Consider the following 18,920-nt stretch of genomic DNA (forward strand, 5'->3'; position numbering starts at 1 on the left):
ATGGTAAAGCATCTGGCTACCGACAAGGAAGCGCCGTAACGCCTGCGCACGCGATCTCACTTCACTTTTTCACCTTCCATTACGCGTTCATTTAATTCCGCTCACTCTCGCAAAAAACTTTCACAATGATCATTTTTTCTTTCATAACGAGATCTAAATAACACATTTCAACCTTTCATAATGATTATGATAGTGCACGGTTAAACAACAAAACGACAACCCTACAGGAGAGAACAATGGAAACCATTACGCATAGTGCCGAATGGTTCATCGGGCTGTTTCAGAAAGGCGGCGAAGTGTTCACCGGCATGGTGACCGGTATTTTGCCCCTGCTGATAAGCCTGCTGGTTATCATGAACGCACTGATTAACTTTATTGGCCAACACCGGATCGAAAAATTTGCCCAGCGCTGCGCGGGCAATCCCCTTGCCCGCTATTTGCTGCTGCCCTGCATCGGCACGTTTGTCTTCTGCAACCCCATGACACTAAGCCTCGGGCGCTTTATGCCAGAAAAGTACAAACCCAGTTATTACGCTGCCGCGTCCTACAGTTGCCACTCAATGAATGGCCTGTTTCCGCATATCAACCCCGGCGAGCTGTTTGTCTATCTGGGGATCGCCAACGGTCTGACAACGCTGGGCTTGCCGCTCGGCCCGCTGGCGGTGAGCTACCTGCTGGTCGGCCTGGTGACCAACTTCTTCCGCGGCTGGGTTACCGACCTCACTACTTCCATTTTCGAGAAGAAAATGGGCATTCAACTTGAACAAAAAGTCCAACTCGCTGGAGCAACATCATGACGCGCATAGTGATTGAAAAAGGCACCGGCGGCTGGGGCGGCCCGCTGGAAATCGACGCCAGCACTGAGAAAAAAATCGTCTATATCACCGCGGGCACCCGCCCGGCGATCGTCGATAAACTGGCGCAACTCACCGGCTGGCAGGCGGTTGACGGCTTTAAAGAGGGCGAGCCGCCAGCAGAGGAGATTGGCGTCGCGGTGATCGACTGCGGCGGTACGCTGCGCTGTGGTATCTATCCGAAACGCCGCATCCCGACGGTGAATATCCACGCGACAGGGAAATCCGGCCCGCTGGCGCAGTACATCCTGGAAGATATCTATGTTTCCGGAGTGAAAGAGGACAATATCCATCTGCACGGTGACGCGCCAACCGCCGCACCAAAACGCCCGGTCGCGAAGGATTACGACACCAGCAAAAAAATCACCGAGCAGAGCGATGGCCTGCTGGCAAAAGTCGGCATGGGCATGGGTTCGGCGGTCGCGGTGCTGTTTCAGGCCGGGCGCGACACCATCGACACAGTGCTGAAAACTATTCTGCCGTTTATGGCCTTCGTCTCGGCGCTCATCGGCATCATCATGGCCTCCGGGCTTGGCGACTGGATTGCCCACGGCCTCGCGCCGCTTGCCAGCCATCCACTCGGGCTGGTGACGCTGGCGCTTATCTGCTCCTTCCCGTTGCTGTCGCCCTTCCTCGGTCCAGGCGCGGTGATTGCCCAGGTCATTGGCGTGCTGATTGGCGTACAGATCGGCCTCGGCAATATCCCGCCGCATCTCGCCCTGCCCGCGCTGTTCGCCATCAACGCCCAGGCGGCGTGCGACTTCATCCCGGTGGGCTTGTCGCTGGCGGAAGCGCGTCAGGATACCGTGCGCGTCGGTGTCCCCTCCGTACTGGTCAGCCGTTTTTTAACCGGTGCGCCAACGGTGCTGGTCGCCTGGTTTGTCTCCGGTTTCATTTATCAATAAGGGGTGTTTTATGAGTGTGATTTATCAAACCACCATTACCCATATCGGTGAGAGCGCCCCGGAAGCGCTGAGCGACAACATGCTGATCACCTTCCGCGAAGGCGCGCCTGCGGATGTCGCCGAGTTCTGTTTTATCCATAACCACGGTGCGCTTTCGGGCGCGCTGTTACCCGGCGCACAGTTTGAACTTGGCGATCGTCGCTACCCGGTCACCGCCGTCGGTGATGTCGCCGAGCAGAATCTGCGTGAACTGGGTCATATCACCCTGCGTTTCGATGGGCAAACGCAGGCCGAATACCCCGGAACGGTACACGTCGCAGGCCCGGTGCCGGACGGTATCGCCCCCGGCTGCATTTTGAAATTTGTCGCTTAAGTCGTAAGGAGAAGAGTATGAAACAGGTTGCCGTTGTCATTGGTGGAGGACAAACCCTTGGGGCGTTCCTTAGCCGTGGGCTTGCCGCAGAAGGTTACCGCGTGGCGGTAGTGGATATTCAAAGTGATAAAGCGGCAAATGTCGCCCAGGAGATCAACAGCGAGTTTGGCGAAGGGATGGCCTACGGCTTTGGCGCGGACGCCACCAGCGAGCACAGCGTGCTGGCACTGGCGCGCGGCGTGGATGAGATTTTTGGCCGCGCGGATTTGCTGGTCTACAGCGCAGGCATTGCCAAAGCGGCGTTTATCAGCGACTTTGCGCTCGGTGATTTCGACCGTTCCTTGCAGGTGAACCTGGTGGGCTATTTCCTCTGCGCACGCGAGTTCGCGAAGTTGATGATTCGCGACGGCATTCAGGGGCGCATCATCCAGATCAACTCCAAATCCGGCAAAGTGGGCAGCAAACACAACTCCGGCTACAGCGCAGCGAAGTTCGGCGGCGTGGGGCTGACCCAATCACTGGCGCTGGATCTGGCGGAGTACGGCATTACCGTGCATTCGTTGATGCTGGGTAACCTGCTGAAATCGCCGATGTTCCAGTCACTTATCCCGCAATATGCCAGCAAACTGGGCATTGCGGCGGATGAAGTGGAGCAATATTACATCGACAAAGTGCCGCTCAAGCGCGGCTGCGACTACCAGGATGTGCTGAACGTGCTGATGTTTTATGCCAGCCCTAAAGCCTCTTACTGCACTGGCCAGTCGATTAATGTCACCGGCGGCCAGGTAATGTTCTGATCTGCGTGGCCCTCCGCGCGGGGGCCTGATTTAAAAGGAGAGTGCTATGGTTTCAGCCCTGATCACCGTCGCCGCCATTGCCTGGCTCTGCCAGATGGCGCTGGGCGGCTGGCAAATCCGCCAGTTTAATAAAGCGTTTGATACGCTGTGCCAGCGCGGGCGCGTCGGCGTCGGGCGCTCCGGCGGGCGTTTCAAACCGCGCGTGGTGCTGGCCGTGGCCTTTGATCAGCAAGACCGCGTAACGGACACCTTGCTTATGCGCGGTCTCACCGTTTTTGCCCGCCCCACAAAAATTGACTATCTGAAAGGGATTAAAAGAGAGGAATTAGAGCCTGATGTGATCTTTCCCCATGATCCGAGCTGTCAGAATGCACTATCATTAGCGCTTAAAATGAAACATTGATAATTTCGTTGTGAACGCTAATAGCTTGCGAAATTATCATTTCGCAACGTAACGCAGGATATCAGCGCCTATGAAACCACGTCAGCGTCAGGCGGCTATTCTTGAGCATCTGCAAAAGCAGGGAAAGTGTTCTGTTGAAGAGCTGTCAGCTTACTTTGACACCACAGGGACAACCATACGTAAAGATCTCGTCGCGCTGGAGCATTCCGGCGCGGTGATCCGCACTTATGGCGGTGTGGTGCTCAACAAAGATGAAGCCGATCCCCCGATTGATCACAAGACGCTTATCAATACCGTGCAAAAAGGGCTGATTGCCGAAACGGCAGTGACCTACATCCACGACGGCGATTCGATCATCCTTGATGCGGGCAGTACCGTGCTGCAAATGGTGCCGCTGCTCAGCCACTTCAATAACATCACGGTAATGACCAACAGTTTGCATATCGTTAACGCCCTTTCTGAGCTGGATAACGAGCAAACGATCCTGATGCCGGGCGGCACTTTCCGTAAGAAATCGGCCTCGTTTCACGGCCAACTGGCGGAAAACGCCTTTGAGCATTTCAGCTTCGACAAGCTGTTTATGGGCACCGATGGCATCGATTTAGAGGCGGGGGTCACCACCTTTAACGAGGTGTTCACCGTCAGTAAAGCGATGTGCAACGCCGCGCGGGAAGTGATCCTGATGGCGGACTCCTCCAAATTTGGCCGTAAAAGCCCGAACGTGGTTTGTAGCCTGGAAAGCGTGGATAAACTGATCACCGATTCCGGGATCGCCGCTGACGTGCGCGCCGCGCTGGAAGCCAAAGGTGTCGAAGTGATCATTGCCGGAGAAAAACATGAGTGAGTCATTAATTAACGCCGGACGGCAAACCCTGCTGCTGGAGCTTCAGGAAGCCAGCCGCCTGCCGGATCGTCTTGACGAGGCGTTTGTCCGCGCCGCTGAAACCGTGCTGAATTGCGAGGGGAAAATCATCGTCTCCGGCATCGGTAAATCCGGTCATATTGGCAAAAAGATTGCCGCGACGCTTGCCAGCACCGGCACACCAGCGTTTTTCGTCCATCCGGCGGAAGCGCTGCATGGCGATCTCGGCATGATTGAAAGCCGCGACGTGATGCTGTTTATCTCCTACTCCGGTTCGGCAAAAGAGCTGGATCTGATCCTGCCGCGCCTTGAAGAGAAATCCGTCGCGCTGCTGGCGATGACTGGCAAACCACGCTCCCCACTGGCGCTCGCCGCGCGGGCGGTGCTGGATATTTCGGTGGAGCGCGAAGCCTGCCCGATGCACCTGGCTCCCACCTCCAGCACGGTGAACACACTGATGATGGGCGATGCGCTGGCGATGGCGGTGATGCAGGCGCGCGGGTTTGATGAAGAGGATTTTGCCCGCTCTCACCCGGCAGGCGCACTTGGCGCGCGGTTGCTCAATAAAGTGCACCATCTGATGCGCAAAGAGGAGCAAATCCCGCAGGTGCAACTTACCACCAGCGTGATGGACGCGATGCTGGAACTGAGCCGCACCGGTTTGGGTCTGGTAGCGGTCTGCGACAACCAGCGCCATGTAAAAGGGGTATTTACCGATGGCGATCTTCGTCGCTGGCTGGTCTCAGGCGGGGCGCTAACCGCGCAGGTCGATAACGCGATGACACCCGGCGGCATCACGCTGGAGGCAGGCAGCCGCGCCGTGGACGCCAAAGAGCGCTTAATGCAGCGCAAAATTGCCGCCGCCCCGGTGGTGGATGACGCCGGTTTACTGGTCGGCGCCATCAACCTGCAAGACTTCTACCAGGCCGGCATTCTTTAATACTTCAGCCTCAGACGTTTCGCCAGCCGGTGCAGGCTGGCGACGCCACGCGGCACCATCGCTGGCAGGCAGTCATCTTTTAACGCTTCAGCCCCAGGCGTTTCGCCAGCCGGTGCAGGTTGGCGACATCCATCTCCAGACAGCGCGCGCAGGCCGCCCAGTTACCGCCCTGCTCTTCCAGCGTGCGGGTAATAAATGCGCGCTGAAAATCCTCCGTCGCATCGCGCAGATTTTGCTCCACGGGCAGCGGCGTCACCGCAGCGGAAGGGGCCGTCGGTTCATCGCTAAGCGCAAAATGGCGCGCTTCCAGCACCACGTCATCACGGTTACGCGTACCGCGCGCCAGCACCACCGCGCGGTGGATGGCGTGCTCCAGTTCGCGCACGTTACCTGGCCAGCCATAACTCAGCAAATGCGCCCGCGCGCCGGGGCTTAGTGCCACTCTCCCCAGCCCCAGCCGCAAACGGCACTGCTCGCAGAAGTAGCCCGCCAGTAAAACAACATCTTCCCCGCGCTCACGCAGCGGCGGCACAGAAAGCGGAAACACACTCAACCGATGGTAGAGATCGGCGCGAAAACGCCCGGCCAGCACCTCTTCGCGCAGGTCGCGGTTGGTGGCGGCCAACACGCGCACGTTGACACGCAGGCTGCGGTCATCACCGACACGCTGAATATCGCCATATTGCAGGACGCGCAGCAGCTTCGCCTGCAACGACAGTGACAGCTCGCCAATCTCATCGAGAAACAGCGTGCCGTTATCCGCCATCTCGAACTTGCCACTGCGGTTGCTGATAGCGCCGGTAAAGGCACCTTTGACATGGCCGAACAGCTCGCTCTCCGCCACGCTTTCCGGCAGCGCGGCACAATTGAGATAGACCAGCGGATTGATGGCGCGCGGCGAACCTTCATGAATCGCTTTCGCCACCAGCTCTTTGCCGGTGCCGGTTTCACCGCTGATCAACACGTTCAGATCGGAAGCGGCAACGATATCGATCTCTTTTTTTAGCTGCTCCATGCCCGCCGACAGACCAATCATTTCGCTGCGCGTCACCTGTTCGAACGCCGCCGGTGCGCCGGGCAGCATATTCTGGCTCTCCAGTTGCTCTATCAGCAGCGCATTGTTCAGCGCACCTGCCGCCAGCGCAGCAATCAACCGCAGCTCTTCATCGCTAAAGGTATCGAACTGATCCGGCGACATGCCATCGAGCGTCAGCGCGCCAATCAGGTTTTGCCCGGCGAACAGCGGCAGCCCAACGCAGGCGTGCACTTTCAGGCTCTCCTGACCGGGGATCAGCCCATCGTAGGGATCGGGCAAATCGCTGTCGGCGGGAAAACGCACAACATCGCCCGCGCGAGCGATCGCCTCCAGCCGTGGGTGGCCTTCCAGCGTAAAGCGCCTGCCGAGCACATCCTGCGCCAGCCCGTCGATGGCCAGTGGAATAAACTGCCGCGCGTCGTAGCGCAGCAGCGCCGAGGCGTCGCACTCCAGCACCTGGCGCAGGGTGGTGATTAGCCGCTGGAAACGATCCGCATGGCCGATGCCGCTTTGCAGTTCTATGGCGATCCCCGCCAGGACATTTAGCGAAAAACTCATACCTACCTCACTGTCATTTTGACAATGCATAGTGTCATATTGACTGTATTATTCATAGTCATAATGACAATTTATTTTTTCGAAAAATCATTAAAACTCTTTTATATCAATAAAATAAAAACCTGGCACGCAACTTGATATTAGCCATACATCGAATTGAGAAAACTGCACAGGACAACTGATATGGCTATTCATGTAAAAAACAACATTCACTGGGTTGGACAGCGTGACTGGGAAGTTCGCGACTTTCACGGCACCGAATATAAAACCCTGCGCGGCAGCAGCTACAACAGCTATCTGATCCGCGAAGGCAAAAACGTGCTGATCGATACCGTCGATCATAAATTTAGCCGCGAGTTTGTGCAGAACCTGCGCAGCGAAATCGATCTGCAGATGATCGACTACATCGTTATCAACCATGCGGAAGAAGATCACGCCGGTGCGCTGACCGAGCTGATGTCGCATATCCCGAACACCCCGATTTACTGTACCAATAACGCCATTGATTCGATTAATGGCCATCACCACCACCCGGAGTGGAACTTCAACGTGGTGAAAACCGGCGACACGCTGGATATCGGCAACGGTAAACAGCTTATTTTTGTCGAAACGCCGATGCTGCACTGGCCGGACAGCATGATGACCTACATGACCGGCGATGCCGTGCTATTCAGCAACGACGCTTTTGGTCAGCACTACTGCGACGAACGCCTGTTCAATGATGAAGTGGATCAAACGGAACTGTTCGAGCAGTGCCAGCGCTACTACGCCAACATCCTCACGCCGTTCAGCCGCCTGGTAACGCCGAAAATCACCGAGATCCTCGGTTTTAACCTGCCGGTCGATATGATTGCCACTTCACACGGTGTGGTATGGCGCGATAACCCGACGCAAATCGTTGAGTTGTATCTGAAATGGGCGGCGGATTACCAGGAAGATCGCATCACCATTTTCTACGACACCATGTCCAACAACACCCGCATGATGGCTGACGCTATTGCGCAAGGCATTAACGAAGTCGACCCGCGCGTGGCGGTAAAAATCTTCAACGTCGCCCGCAGCGATAAAAACGACATTCTGACCAATGTGTTCCGCTCCAAAGGCGTGCTGGTCGGCACCTCGACCATGAACAACGTGATGATGCCGAAAATCGCCGGGCTGGTCGAAGAGATAACCGGCCTGCGTTTTCGCAATAAACGCGCCTGCGCTTTTGGTTCCCACGGCTGGAGCGGCGGCGCGGTTGATCGTCTGTCGACCCGTTTACAGGATGCCGGATTTGAAATGTCGGTCAGCCTGAAAGCGAAGTGGCGACCGGATATCGACGCGCTGGAAGTTTGCCGCCAGCACGGGCGCGATATTGCCCGCCAGTGGGCGCTGTCGCCGCTGCCGGAGCCGGTAAACAGCCCAGCCGCCAGCGCACAAGAAACCTGCGCCTGCGCAGCGGCGGCAGCGGCCGATCTCGGCCCATCCATGCAGTGCAGTGTGTGCCAGTGGATTTATGATCCGGCAAAAGGTGAGCCGATGCAGGATGTCGCACCGGGTACGCCGTGGCGCGAAGTGCCGGACAATTTCCTCTGCCCGGAATGTTCCCTTGGCAAAGAGGTGTTTGACGAACTGGCAACGGAGGCAAAATGAGCGCAGGCATTGTGATTATCGGTTCGGGCTTCGCCGCCCGGACGCTGGTGAAAAACATCCGCAAACTGGACAGCGCCATACCGTTGACGTTGATTGCCGCCGACGGCATGGAAGAGTACAACAAGCCGGATCTCAGCCATGTGATTAGCCAGGCGCAGCGCGCCGAGGATCTGATTCGCCAGTCGGCGGGTGAGTTCGCCGAGCAATATAATCTGCGGCTGTTCCCGTACACGTTTGTCAGCGCCATCGATACGCAAGCGCGGGTGGTGAAAAGTGCCGACAAACAGTGGCAATACGACAAACTGGTGCTGGCGACCGGGGCCAAGGCCTTCGTTCCGCCGCTTCCTGGGCGCGAAAAAATGCTCACGCTCAATAGTTTGCAGGAGTATCACGCCTGTGAAACCACCCTGCGCGATGCCAGCCGCGTGCTGATTGTGGGTGCCGGGCTGATTGGCTGCGAGCTGGCGATGGACTTTCGCCGCGCGGGCAAAACCGTGACCGTTCTTGATAACGCCGCCAGTATTCTGCCGTCGTTAATGCCGCCGGAAGTGAGTGGCCGCCTGCAACACTGCCTGACGGCGCTGGGCGTACGCCTGTTGCTGCAATCGCGTTTAGCGCAACTCGACGAACACGAACAGGGGGTGCGTGCGCAGCTGGATGACGATCGCTACATCGATGCGGATGTGGTCGTCGCCGCCACCGGGCTGTCACCACAGGTGTCGCTGGCGCAGAACGCCGGGCTGGAGGTTGGGCGCGGCATCGTGGTGGACGGTACGTTGCAAACCAGCAATCCGCACATCTTCGCACTCGGTGATTGCGCGCAGATCAACGGCCAGGTGCTGCCGTTCCTGCAACCGATCCAACTGAGCGCGATGACCCTGGCGAAAAACCTCACCGGTAACAGCACGCAACTGGCGCTGCCCGCGATGCTGGTGAAGGTGAAAACGCCGCTGATGCCGCTGCATCTGGCCGGGGAAACGCACCGCACCGATCTGCGCTGGCACATTGCCACCGGGGCCGACGGCATGGTGGCAAAAGGGCTGGACGCCGAGGATAAACTGCGCGCGTTTGTGGTCAGCGAAGACAGAATGAAAGAGGCGTTTGCCCTGCTTAAAGCACTGGCGATATAGCCCGCGCTGCCGCTACCAGCCCCTGGCCGAAAGCAATGCCGCCATCACCGGCCGGGAGCTGGTGCGCAAACAGCAAAGTAAACTCCGCAAGATAGTGCTGTAAGCGTTTTTTCAGCAGGCGGTTATGCATTACGCCGCCGCTGAACGCCAGCACATGGATGCCACGCCGTGCCGCTTCCTGCCGCGCCAGTGCTGACAGGCCCTGCGCCAGCGCGTCATGGAATGCCCATGCACGTTCGGCAGGTGTGGCCTGCCAGTTCAGCCAGCTTTGCCAGAACGCCGCCAAATCCAGCATGGTGCCACGCAGCGGCATCTGAACCGGATGTTCAACGGACGCAACGCTCGCCGCCAGCGCTTCCAGCTGGCAAGCCGCTTCACCTTCATAGCTCAGGTGCAGCGGCGCACAACCGAGTGCACAGGCAATGGCATCAAATAAGCGACCGCAGGATGAGGCTTTCGGCGCATTAACCCCGCGTTCAATTGCGCGCGCCAGCATCGGCCAGTTCTGCCGCTGGATATCGGCGGTTTCCGGGTAGCGCTGCCAGTCAGGAACAAAATCCAGCATCTGCGCCAGCAAGTTGCGCCACGGCTGCTGCGCGGCTAAATCCCCGCCGGGGAGCGCCACCGCCGGTAACCCGCCTAAGTGCTCACACTCGCGGTAATTGACCCGCAGACATTCGCCGCCCCACAGCTCGCCGCCTTCGCCCATACCGATGCCATCAAGCGTTATTGCAATGACATCGCCCCCCTCCAGCGGCCAGCCGTGTTCACCAAGGCAGGCAGCGGCGTGAGCGTGGTGATGCAGCACCGTCTGCACCGGCAGGCCATAGCTGCTGGCCCAGTGATGCGTGCGATAACCCGGATGGGCGTCAACCACCACCTGTTCCGGGGAAAAATCGTAAATATCCAGCATCAAACGCAGCGCACTGCGCCACTGCGCTTCGACGCCTTCATCGGTGAGATCGCCAAAATGCTGACCCGGCACCGCGCTGTTACCGCGCAGCAGACAAAAGGTGTTTTTCAGATCCGCGCCCAGGCACAGCAGCGGCGGAAGATCGTTAAACCCCGGCGGCAGCGATATCACATCCGGCACATAGCCGCGCGAGCGGCGCAGCATCTCCCCGCTCGCGCGTACCACGGAGTCATCCATGCGCTGAACAATATCGCGGTTGTGCAGCAAAAAGCCGTCGGCGATCTCCGCCAGATCGCTTAACGCCTCGTCATTGCTGATTGCGGGCGGTTTGCCGCTGAGGTTGCCGGACGTCATCACCAGCGGGCGCTGTAATTCCTGCGCCAGCAGGTGTTGCAACGGACTGGCAGGCAGCATGACGCCCACTTCATCAAGGCCAGGCGCAATGGCCTCGCACAGCCCGCAAACACTGTTTTTGTCCACCAGCACAATCGGTGCGGCGGGTGTCGCAAGTAAACGCTGCGCCTGCGTCGTCACGCCTTCCGCGCCGGGTACCATCACCGCCAGCGGTTTTGCCGGACGATGTTTTCGCGCACGCAGATGCATCACCGCCGCCTGGTTCGTTGCATCGCAGGCGAGATGAAAACCACCAATGCCTTTTACCGCCACAACGCCGCCGCTTTTTAGCAGCGCGACGGCCGCCTGTAGCGCCGCTTCCCCATGTGCATGCTGTTCGCCGCTGCGCCATTCAAGCGCCGGGCCGCATTCATGGCATGCGACGGGCTGAGCGTGAAAACGCCGGTCCAGCGGATCGCGGTATTCGGCTTCGCAAACCGGGCACAACGGAAAACCGGCCATCGCGGTGTTAGGCCGGTCATAGGGCATGGCGTGAATAATGGTAAAGCGCGGCCCGCAATGGGTGCAGTTAATAAATGGGTAGCGGTAGCGGCGTTCAGAAGGGTCGTTCATCTCCGCCAGACAAGCCGGACAGGTTGCCGCGTCGGGGACAATTTGGGTATTCATTGCGCCACCCGCACTGTGGCGAATGGCGAAATCAAGCGGTAAAACGGACCAGCAAAACGGCGCGCTGGTCACCATATCAATGCGCGCCAGCGGCGGGCACTGCTGCTGCAACAGGACGAGAAAGTCGCGCTCATTACCGAGCAGGCGAATCTCCACGCCCTGCGCATCATTACAGACATCACCTTTCAGCCCGAGCTGTTGCGCCAGTTGCCAGACAAAGGGGCGGAAGCCCACCCCCTGTACTTTACCGTACACGCGCAAACAGACACCGTTGCTGTTGGCCGTGTCATCATTGCATTGCTGCATTGAGCAATCGACTCTTCATATGTTGATAAGTGCTCTGAGTGTACTCTTCGGCCCAGCGCTGATCGTTGATCGCACTCACCCGAACTGCGCAATATTTGGTCTCCGGCGTTTTTGAAATCGGATCCAGATTATCCTGCGTCAGTTCATTACACGCACCAATCCACCACTGATAAGTCATATACACGCTGCCGTGATTGACGCGCTCGCTGACATCCGCGCGGGTGATCACCTTGCCACGGCGCGACTCAACCCACACCAGTTGACGATCCTGTACGCCCAGCGCCGCCGCATCGTCCGGGTTAATCTGCACAAATCCGGGTTCATCGGCGAGGGTTTGCAGCGCCGCACAGTTGCCGGTCATTGAACGACAAGAGTAGTGACCCACTTCGCGCACCGTACAGAGCACCAGTGGGAACTCATCGTCCGGGCGTTCCGCTGGCGCACGCCACTGGGCAGCAAAAAGATGGCCTTTGCCGTCTGGCGTATCGAATTTGTTGTTCTGATACAGATATGGCGTGCCGGGGTGATCCAGTGTCGGGCAAGGCCACTGGACGTGTCCCATATCGCCCATTTTTTCGTAGGTTACACCGTAGAACAGCGGGCACAACTCGCGCAGCTCATCCCAGATTTGCTGGTTGTTGTCGTAGTGCATCGGGTAGCCCATTTCCGTGGCAATCAGGCTGATGATTTCCCAGTCGCGCTTGACGTTGTACTTCGGCTCAATAGCTTTTTCAAAACGCTGGAAACCGCGATCGGCGCAGGTAAACACGCCGCCATGCTCGCCCCAGGAGGTGGCGGGCAGCAGCACATCGGCCTGCTCGGCGGTTTTGGTCATAAAGATGTCCTGCACCACCACGAAATCGAGCGCTTCAAAGCCTTTACGCACCAGGCCTAAATCCGCTTCGGTCTGCAACGGATCTTCGCCCATGATGTAGTAGGCTTTCACTTTGCCTTCCAGCGCCAGGTGCGGCACTTCGGTAATGCGCACGCCTACTTTATCGTCCATCACCGCCGGGTCGATACCCCAGGCTTTGGCGAATTTAGCGCGTACTTCCGGGTTGACCACATCCTGATAACCAGGGAACTGGTTGGGGATCACGCCCATATCGCACGCGCCCTGCACGTTGTTTTGCCCGCGCACCGGGCCAACGCCAACATGTTCACGACCAAGATTACCGGTGAGCAGCGCCAGGCTGGAGAGCCCTTTCACCACGTCCACCGCCTGGCCGAACTGCGTTACGCCCATGCCCCACATAATGGTGGCAGACGGCGCGGCGGCATAGGTGCGCATCGCCTGACGTACCTGTTTTGCCGGCACGCCGGTAATGTGTTCCACCGCTTCCGGCGCGTAATCTTTTACCGTTTCGCGGTACGCCTCAAGCCCGGTGGTAAAGCTGGCAACGTAATCTTTGTCGTAAAGTTCTTCTTCGAGCAGCACATAACCAAAGGCGTTGACCAGCGCCATATTGCAGCCGTTATTCAGTTGCAGATGCTGGTCGGCAATACGCGCGGTTTCGATGCGGCGCGGATCGCAAACAATGATTTTCGCCCCTTTCTGTTTAGCTTTGATCACCCGGCGCGCGACGATCGGATGTGAGTCGGCGCAGTTATAGCCAAATACCAGCAAACAACTGGAGTTTTCGATATCGCTGATGGAGTTACTCATCGCACCGTTGCCGAGCGTTTCCTGTAAACCCGCCACAGACGGGCCGTGGCAGACACGCGCGCAGCAGTCGACATTGTTGGTGTTGAGCACGCCGCGGGCAAATTTTTGCATAACATAGTTGGTTTCATTGCCGGTGCCGCGTGACGAGCCGGTGGTCATAATGGCGCGTGGGCCGTATTTCGCTTTGATGTCGCTAAGGCGTTTGGCGGTGTAGCGGATCGCTTCATCCCAGCTAACCGGCGTCAGTTTGCCGCCTTTTTCGTAGCGGATCATCGGCTGGGTCAGACGCGGCGTCAGCAGTTTGGTGTCGTTGAGGAAATCCCAGCCGTAATAACCTTTCAGGCACAGTTCGTTCTGGTTCGTGTGGCCGTTGGCCGCTTCCGCACGGATGATTTTTCCGTTATCCACGACCAGTTTCAGTTTGCAGCCAGCGCCGCAGTAAGGGCATACGCTCGTAATTTTTTTCATCAGTAACAGACCTGTTAAAAGTGAAATTCAGATTGTTTAGAACACCAGGGAAACGGCGCCATCCAGCGCGGCGCGACGACGTTTTTCCGCGCTCATCTGTTCCAGTAAGTTGCGATCGACACACACCAGCGCGTTGGTCGGGCAGGCCTGCATACAAGCGGGGCCGCTTTCGCGGTGGTGGCACAAATCACATTTGTTGGCTTCGGCTTTCTCGGCACGCACATTCAGGCCTGCGCCGCTGTGACGAATAACCGGGCGCACTACCACTTCCATCGCACCGTACGGGCACGCCACTACGCAGGTTTTGCAGCCAATGCAGCGCTCCTGCATCACATGCACAAACCCTTCGTCGCGGCTGATAGCACCGTTCGGGCAAACATTCGCGCAGGGCGCATCTTCGCACTGACGGCATAATGTCGCCGTCGACACATTGACACCCTTGATGACATGAATACGCGGCAAAAACGTCTCCGGGGTGAGCGCCGCGCAATCCTGGTTTTCCTGATGAGATACCACGCAGGCGACCTCACAGGTGCGACAGCCGATGCATTTTGCTGCGTCAGCCATAATAAATCGGTTCATGAATTCCTCCGGTAAAAGGCGATATCCCGCCGGAGTATTCATAAAGCGTGCCAGAATTATAATTAATTGAAATTAAAGGAGATTTATAAAATCAGTGGGCTGTCATCGACAGAAGTGACGATGACAGCTGACGAGATTAGGCGTGCGGGCCATTAATAATGGAATCGCGAGTGATGAGCTCGCCGGGAAAGGTTTGCTGGTAGTGAAAATCGCCGCCATCGAGCATAAAGATCAAGCGGTTAATTGTCTCTTTGATCATCTCCGTGACCGGAATTTTCACGCTGGAGAGCGCCGGCACGGTAAATGGCGCAATAGCGATATCATCAAACCCCACCACCGACACCTGCTGGGGTACCGCGAGCTGGCTTTGATGCAGCTGCTTTATCGCGCCGATAGCCATATCGTCATTGCTCGCCACCAGCGCGGTGAACGTGGCCTTGCGGGAAAGCAGCTCCGCCACGCCCTGCGCACCGCTGGCTGGCGTCCATTTCCCTTCGGCTATCAACTCATTACGCACATCGATCCCGTGCTGCGCCAGCGCGTCTTTATAGCCCGATAAACGCTCAATACCGGTGGGCGAATCCAGCGAACCGGTAATAAACGCAATATCGCGGTGACCGCGGGAGATAAGCCGCGACACCACGCTCAGGCTGGAGGCTTTCTGATCAGAGTAAACGCAGTGGCTGGCGTGTTTACGCAACCGGCGGTTGAGTACCACGATGGGCTGCGAATGGTTGTCGATAATCTCATCGAGTTCATCCACGCTAAGAAAGCGCGGATAAATAATGATCGCGTCGCAGCGCAAATCGAGCAGGTACTGGATCGCCTGGCGCTCCTCTTCGGCGCTGTGTTTGCCATCTGCCAGCAGTAATCGGCGGCCTTTATCTTCGGTCATGCGCGCGGCGTGGGAAAGCAGCTCGCTAAAGTAAACCCCGTGATAGAGGGTGTTGGTGACCACCAGCCCTAAGGTCTGGGTTTTGCTGGAAGCCAGGCTGCGCGCCAGCAAATTCGGACGATAACCGCTTTCGGTAATGGCCTGAAAGACGCGCGCTTTTGTCTCTTCGCCGACATACCCTTTGCCCGTCAGCACGCGGGAAACGGTGGCTTTCGACACTCCGGCCCGCTTTGCTACTTCCTGCATTGTCGCCATCGATCCTACCCCTGCAAAAATCGTGACCCGAAGTGTACTTCAGGCGTTGCGATGATGGGAACACCTAACCCCGACAGATGAACATTTCGCACCCACCTTATTAAGTGATCATCATCACGATTATAAAAATAACCCCTTTTTACGTATTGTTTCACACAATAAAACTCATCATGATTTTGTGGAACCGGTTACCTATTTCATGTTTCATGGCCGCAAAACTGCAGTGATGAAGCCGTACCTTATTGATAGAACAGGACAAATCTCCATGGCAAAGAATTATGCCGCGCTGGCCCACTCGGTGGTGAACGCGCTGGGCGGAGCCGATAATATCGCCGCCGTAACGCACTGCATGACGCGTCTGCGTTTTGTAGTGAAAGACGAAACCCGTATCGACGCGCCTACGCTCAAAAGCGTCAGCGGCGTTATGGGTGTGGTACGCAACGACAACCAGTGCCAGGTGATCATCGGCAACACGGTTTCCCAGGCGTTTCGTGAAGTGGTCAACCTGCTGCCACAAGATATGCAGCCGGTTGAAGTACAGACGAAGCAAAAACTGACGTTGCGCCGCATCGGCGCGGGCATTCTGGATGCCTTAATCGGCACCATGTCGCCGCTAATCCCGGCGATCATCGGCGGGTCGATGGTTAAACTGCTGGCGATGGTGCTGGAGATGTCCGGCGCGCTGCCAAAAGGCTCCTCCACACTGACGATTTTGACGGTGATTGGCGATGGCGCTTTCTTCTTCCTGCCATTAATGGTGGCGGCCTCTGCGGCGGTGAAATTCAAAACCAATATGTCGCTGGCGATTGCCATCGCCGGGGTGCTGGTGCATCCGAGCTTTGTCGATCTGATGGCGAAAGCCGCACAGGGCGAGCACGTTGAGTTCGCGCTGATCCCGGTGACGGCAGTGAAATACACCTATACGGTGATCCCGGCGCTGGTGATGACCTGGTGCCTGTCGTATATCGAACGCTGGGTGGATCGTATTACACCGGCGGTGACGAAAAACTTCTTAAAACCAATGTTGATCGTGCTGATTGCCGCGCCGCTGGCGATTGTGCTGATTGGCCCGCTCGGTATCTGGATCGGTAGCGCGATTTCCGCGCTGGTCTACACCATTCACGGCTATCTCGGCTGGCTTTCCGTCGCCATTATGGGCGCTCTGTGGCCACTGCTGGTAATGACCGGTATGCACCGTGTGTTCACCCCAACCATTATTCAAACCATCGCGGAAACCGGCAAAGAGGGCATGGTAATGCCGTCGGAAATCGGCGCGAACCTGTCGCTCGGCGGCTCTTCGCTGGCGGTGGCATGGAAAACCAAAAACCCGGAACTGCGTCAGACCGCCATGGCGGCAGCGGCTTCCGCGATCCTGGCCGGTATCTCAGAACCGGCGCTCTACGGTGTGGCGGTGCGCCTGAAACGCCCGCTGATTGCGAGTTTAATTAGTGGTTTTGTCTGCGGCGCGGTCGCCGGTATCGCCGGGCTTGCCAGCCACTCGATGGCGGCACCGGGGTTATTTACCAGCGTGCAGTTCTTCGATCCGGCTAACCCGATGTCCATTGTGTGGGTATTCGGCGTAATGGCGCTGGCGGTAGTGTTGTCATTTGTGTTGACGCTGCTGCTCGGGTTTGAAGATATTCCCGTAGAAACCAGTGACAAACCGCAAGCGGCCGAGCCGGCCACTGTAAAAGAAGCACGAGCCTGATTTAAGAAAGCGAGGTAACGCATGTCAGTATTTCCGCAAGGATTTTTATGGGGCGGCGCGCTTGCCGCCAACCAGTCGGAAGGGGGGTATCTGGAGGGCGGCAAAGGGCTGACCACCGTGGATATGATCCCGCACGGCGCAAACCGTCTGCCGGTGAAACTGGGACAGGAAAAACGCTTTACGCTGCGCGATGACGAATTCTACCCAAGCCACGAGGCGATCGATTTTTATCATCGCTACAAAGAAGATATCGCGCTGATGGCGGAGATGGGTTTTTCGGTGTTTCGTACCTCGATTGCCTGGAGCCGCCTGTATCCGAAAGGCGATGAACTGACGCCAAACCCGGAAGGGATTGCGTTTTACCGGGCGGTGTTTGAAGAGTGCAAAAAGTACAATATCGAACCGCTGGTCACGCTGTGCCATTTCGATGTGCCGATGCATCTGGTCATCGAATATGGCTCATGGCGTAACCGCAAAATGGTGGAGTTTTTCACCCGTTATGCGCGCACCTGTTTTGAAGAATTTAACGGGCTGGTGAAATACTGGCTGACCTTCAACGAGATCAACATCATGTTGCACAGCCCGTTCTCCGGTGCGGGGCTGGTGTTCGAAGAGGGGGAAAATCAGGATCAGGTGAAATACCAGGCGGCGCACCATGAGCTGATTGCCAGCGCGCTGGCAACGAAAATCGCCCATGAAGTGAACCCGCAAAACCAGGTAGGCTGCATGCTGGCAGGCGGGAATTTCTACCCCTACTCCTGCAAACCGGCCGATGTGTGGACCGCACTGGAAAAAGATCGCGAAAACCTGTTCTTTATTGATGTGCAGGCGCGCGGCAGCTATCCGGCGTACTCCGCGCGCGTGTTCCGCGAAAAAGGCGTCACCATTGTCAAAGAAGCCGGTGACGACGAAATCCTGAAGAACACCGTCGATTTTGTCTCCTTCAGTTATTACGCTTCGCGCTGTGCGTCGGCGGATATGAACGCCAACAACACCAGCGCCGCCAACATCGTGAAATCACTGCGCAACCCGTACATTGAGGTCAGCGAATGGGGCTGGGGCATCGATCCGCTGGGTCTGCGCATCACCATGAACATGATGTACGACCGCTACCAGAAACCACTGTTCCTGGTGGAAAACGGCCTGGGCGCGAAAGATGAACTCAACGCCAATGGCGAAGTGGAAGATGATTACCGCATCAGCTACCTGCGCGAGCATATCCGCGCGATGGGCGACGCTATCGAAGATGGCATTCCGGTTATCGGTTACACCAGTTGGGGCTGTATTGATCTGGTGGCGGCATCAACCGGTGAAATGAGCAAACGCTACGGTTTTGTCTATGTTGACCGCGATGATGCCGGTAACGGCACGCTGGCACGCAGCCGTAAAAAATCGTTCTGGTGGTACAAGAAAGTGATCGCCAGTAACGGGGCCGATCTCGACTAAACACCTCGCCACACGAGAGGGGCAATACCGACGCATGTCATCGTTGCCCCTCTTTTCCCCCGCTGTTTACAGACTTTTCTCAATGCCGGTTTGCCGCATGATAGCGTGACAACGCTCACATCTATGCCAGGCTTAATGACGTGTACAACAACGTCTGAAGGAGAAAGC

The 18,920-nt window shown here is 57.2% G+C and carries 16 protein-coding genes; 11 read left to right on the plus strand and 5 right to left on the minus strand.

Going from position 1 to position 18,920, the window contains the following annotated elements:
• Positions 1 to 236: 236 nt before the first annotated feature.
• The 7 genes from srlA (at position 237) to gutQ (ending at position 5,134) form a co-directional block, all read left to right on the plus strand.
• Positions 237 to 797, plus strand: coding sequence for a PTS glucitol/sorbitol transporter subunit IIC (gene srlA, locus AAIG26_RS13055; protein ID WP_020454929.1), 561 nt, complete (start codon positions 237 to 239; stop codon positions 795 to 797).
• Positions 794 to 1,759 carry a PTS glucitol/sorbitol transporter subunit IIB gene (locus AAIG26_RS13060; protein ID WP_020454930.1) on the plus strand — a complete coding sequence of 322 codons (966 nt, stop codon included), beginning with the start codon at positions 794 to 796 and terminating at the stop codon, positions 1,757 to 1,759. The genes srlA and AAIG26_RS13060 overlap by 4 nt, the downstream gene beginning before the upstream one ends.
• Positions 1,760 to 1,769: 10 nt before the next feature.
• Complete coding sequence (gene srlB, locus AAIG26_RS13065) at positions 1,770 to 2,132, plus strand: PTS glucitol/sorbitol transporter subunit IIA (protein WP_343180655.1); 363 nt, start codon at positions 1,770 to 1,772, stop codon at positions 2,130 to 2,132.
• A gap of 17 nt (positions 2,133 to 2,149) precedes the next feature.
• On the plus strand, positions 2,150 to 2,929 hold the full coding sequence (gene srlD / locus AAIG26_RS13070; RefSeq protein ID WP_017459304.1) for a sorbitol-6-phosphate dehydrogenase: 780 nt from the start codon (positions 2,150 to 2,152) through the stop codon (positions 2,927 to 2,929).
• A 46-nt stretch (positions 2,930 to 2,975) separates the two neighbouring features.
• Positions 2,976 to 3,332 (plus strand): transcriptional regulator GutM, encoded by a 357-nt coding sequence (gene gutM, locus AAIG26_RS13075; RefSeq protein WP_020454932.1) that lies wholly within the window; start codon positions 2,976 to 2,978, stop codon positions 3,330 to 3,332.
• A gap of 70 nt (positions 3,333 to 3,402) precedes the next feature.
• Complete coding sequence (locus tag AAIG26_RS13080; protein WP_020454933.1) at positions 3,403 to 4,176, plus strand: DNA-binding transcriptional repressor; 774 nt, start codon at positions 3,403 to 3,405, stop codon at positions 4,174 to 4,176.
• The gene (gene gutQ, locus AAIG26_RS13085) at positions 4,169 to 5,134 is read left to right on the plus strand and encodes an arabinose-5-phosphate isomerase GutQ (RefSeq protein WP_343180656.1); all 966 of its coding nucleotides are present in this window, start codon (positions 4,169 to 4,171) and stop codon (positions 5,132 to 5,134) included. The genes AAIG26_RS13080 and gutQ overlap by 8 nt, the downstream gene beginning before the upstream one ends.
• A gap of 79 nt (positions 5,135 to 5,213) precedes the next feature.
• Here the strand turns inward: gutQ and norR are convergent, their stop codons facing one another.
• A complete protein-coding gene (norR, locus tag AAIG26_RS13090) occupies positions 5,214 to 6,728 on the minus strand; it encodes a nitric oxide reductase transcriptional regulator NorR (RefSeq protein WP_160268935.1) in 1,515 nt (504 codons plus the stop codon).
• 183 nt (positions 6,729 to 6,911) lie between these two features.
• Here norR and norV point away from each other — a divergent pair, with 183 nt between their 5' ends.
• Positions 6,912 to 8,363 carry an anaerobic nitric oxide reductase flavorubredoxin gene (norV, locus tag AAIG26_RS13095; RefSeq protein ID WP_343180658.1) on the plus strand — a complete coding sequence of 484 codons (1,452 nt, stop codon included), beginning with the start codon at positions 6,912 to 6,914 and terminating at the stop codon, positions 8,361 to 8,363.
• Positions 8,360 to 9,493 carry an NADH:flavorubredoxin reductase NorW gene (gene norW, locus AAIG26_RS13100; RefSeq protein WP_343180659.1) on the plus strand — a complete coding sequence of 378 codons (1,134 nt, stop codon included), beginning with the start codon at positions 8,360 to 8,362 and terminating at the stop codon, positions 9,491 to 9,493. Before norV ends, norW begins: the two co-directional genes overlap by 4 nt.
• On the opposite strand, the gene hypF is transcribed toward norW, so the two are convergent.
• From hypF to AAIG26_RS13120, 4 genes are all read right to left on the minus strand, one after another.
• Positions 9,474 to 11,732 (minus strand): carbamoyltransferase HypF, encoded by a 2,259-nt coding sequence (hypF, locus tag AAIG26_RS13105; protein ID WP_343180660.1) that lies wholly within the window; start codon positions 11,730 to 11,732, stop codon positions 9,474 to 9,476. The two genes, norW and hypF, sit on opposite strands and share 20 nt — an antisense overlap.
• Positions 11,716 to 13,866, minus strand: coding sequence for a formate dehydrogenase subunit alpha (gene fdhF, locus AAIG26_RS13110; protein ID WP_343180662.1), 2,151 nt, complete (start codon positions 13,864 to 13,866; stop codon positions 11,716 to 11,718). Before fdhF ends, hypF begins: the two co-directional genes overlap by 17 nt.
• A 36-nt stretch (positions 13,867 to 13,902) precedes the next feature.
• Complete coding sequence (gene hydN / locus AAIG26_RS13115; protein ID WP_020454941.1) at positions 13,903 to 14,448, minus strand: electron transport protein HydN; 546 nt, start codon at positions 14,446 to 14,448, stop codon at positions 13,903 to 13,905.
• A gap of 136 nt (positions 14,449 to 14,584) precedes the next feature.
• Positions 14,585 to 15,598 (minus strand): LacI family DNA-binding transcriptional regulator, encoded by a 1,014-nt coding sequence (locus AAIG26_RS13120; protein ID WP_020454942.1) that lies wholly within the window; start codon positions 15,596 to 15,598, stop codon positions 14,585 to 14,587.
• A 265-nt stretch (positions 15,599 to 15,863) separates the two neighbouring features.
• Here AAIG26_RS13120 and ascF point away from each other — a divergent pair, with 265 nt between their 5' ends.
• Both ascF and AAIG26_RS13130 read left to right on the plus strand, forming a co-directional pair.
• A complete protein-coding gene (gene ascF, locus AAIG26_RS13125) occupies positions 15,864 to 17,306 on the plus strand; it encodes a PTS cellobiose/arbutin/salicin transporter subunit IIBC (protein WP_343180664.1) in 1,443 nt (480 codons plus the stop codon).
• 21 nt (positions 17,307 to 17,327) lie between these two features.
• On the plus strand, positions 17,328 to 18,752 hold the full coding sequence (locus AAIG26_RS13130; protein WP_097407340.1) for a 6-phospho-beta-glucosidase: 1,425 nt from the start codon (positions 17,328 to 17,330) through the stop codon (positions 18,750 to 18,752).
• The last annotated feature ends 168 nt before the right edge of the window (positions 18,753 to 18,920 follow it).

It is taken from the genome of Kosakonia sp. PSU_27, assembly GCF_039409795.1.
Lineage (GTDB): Bacteria > Pseudomonadota > Gammaproteobacteria > Enterobacterales > Enterobacteriaceae > Kosakonia.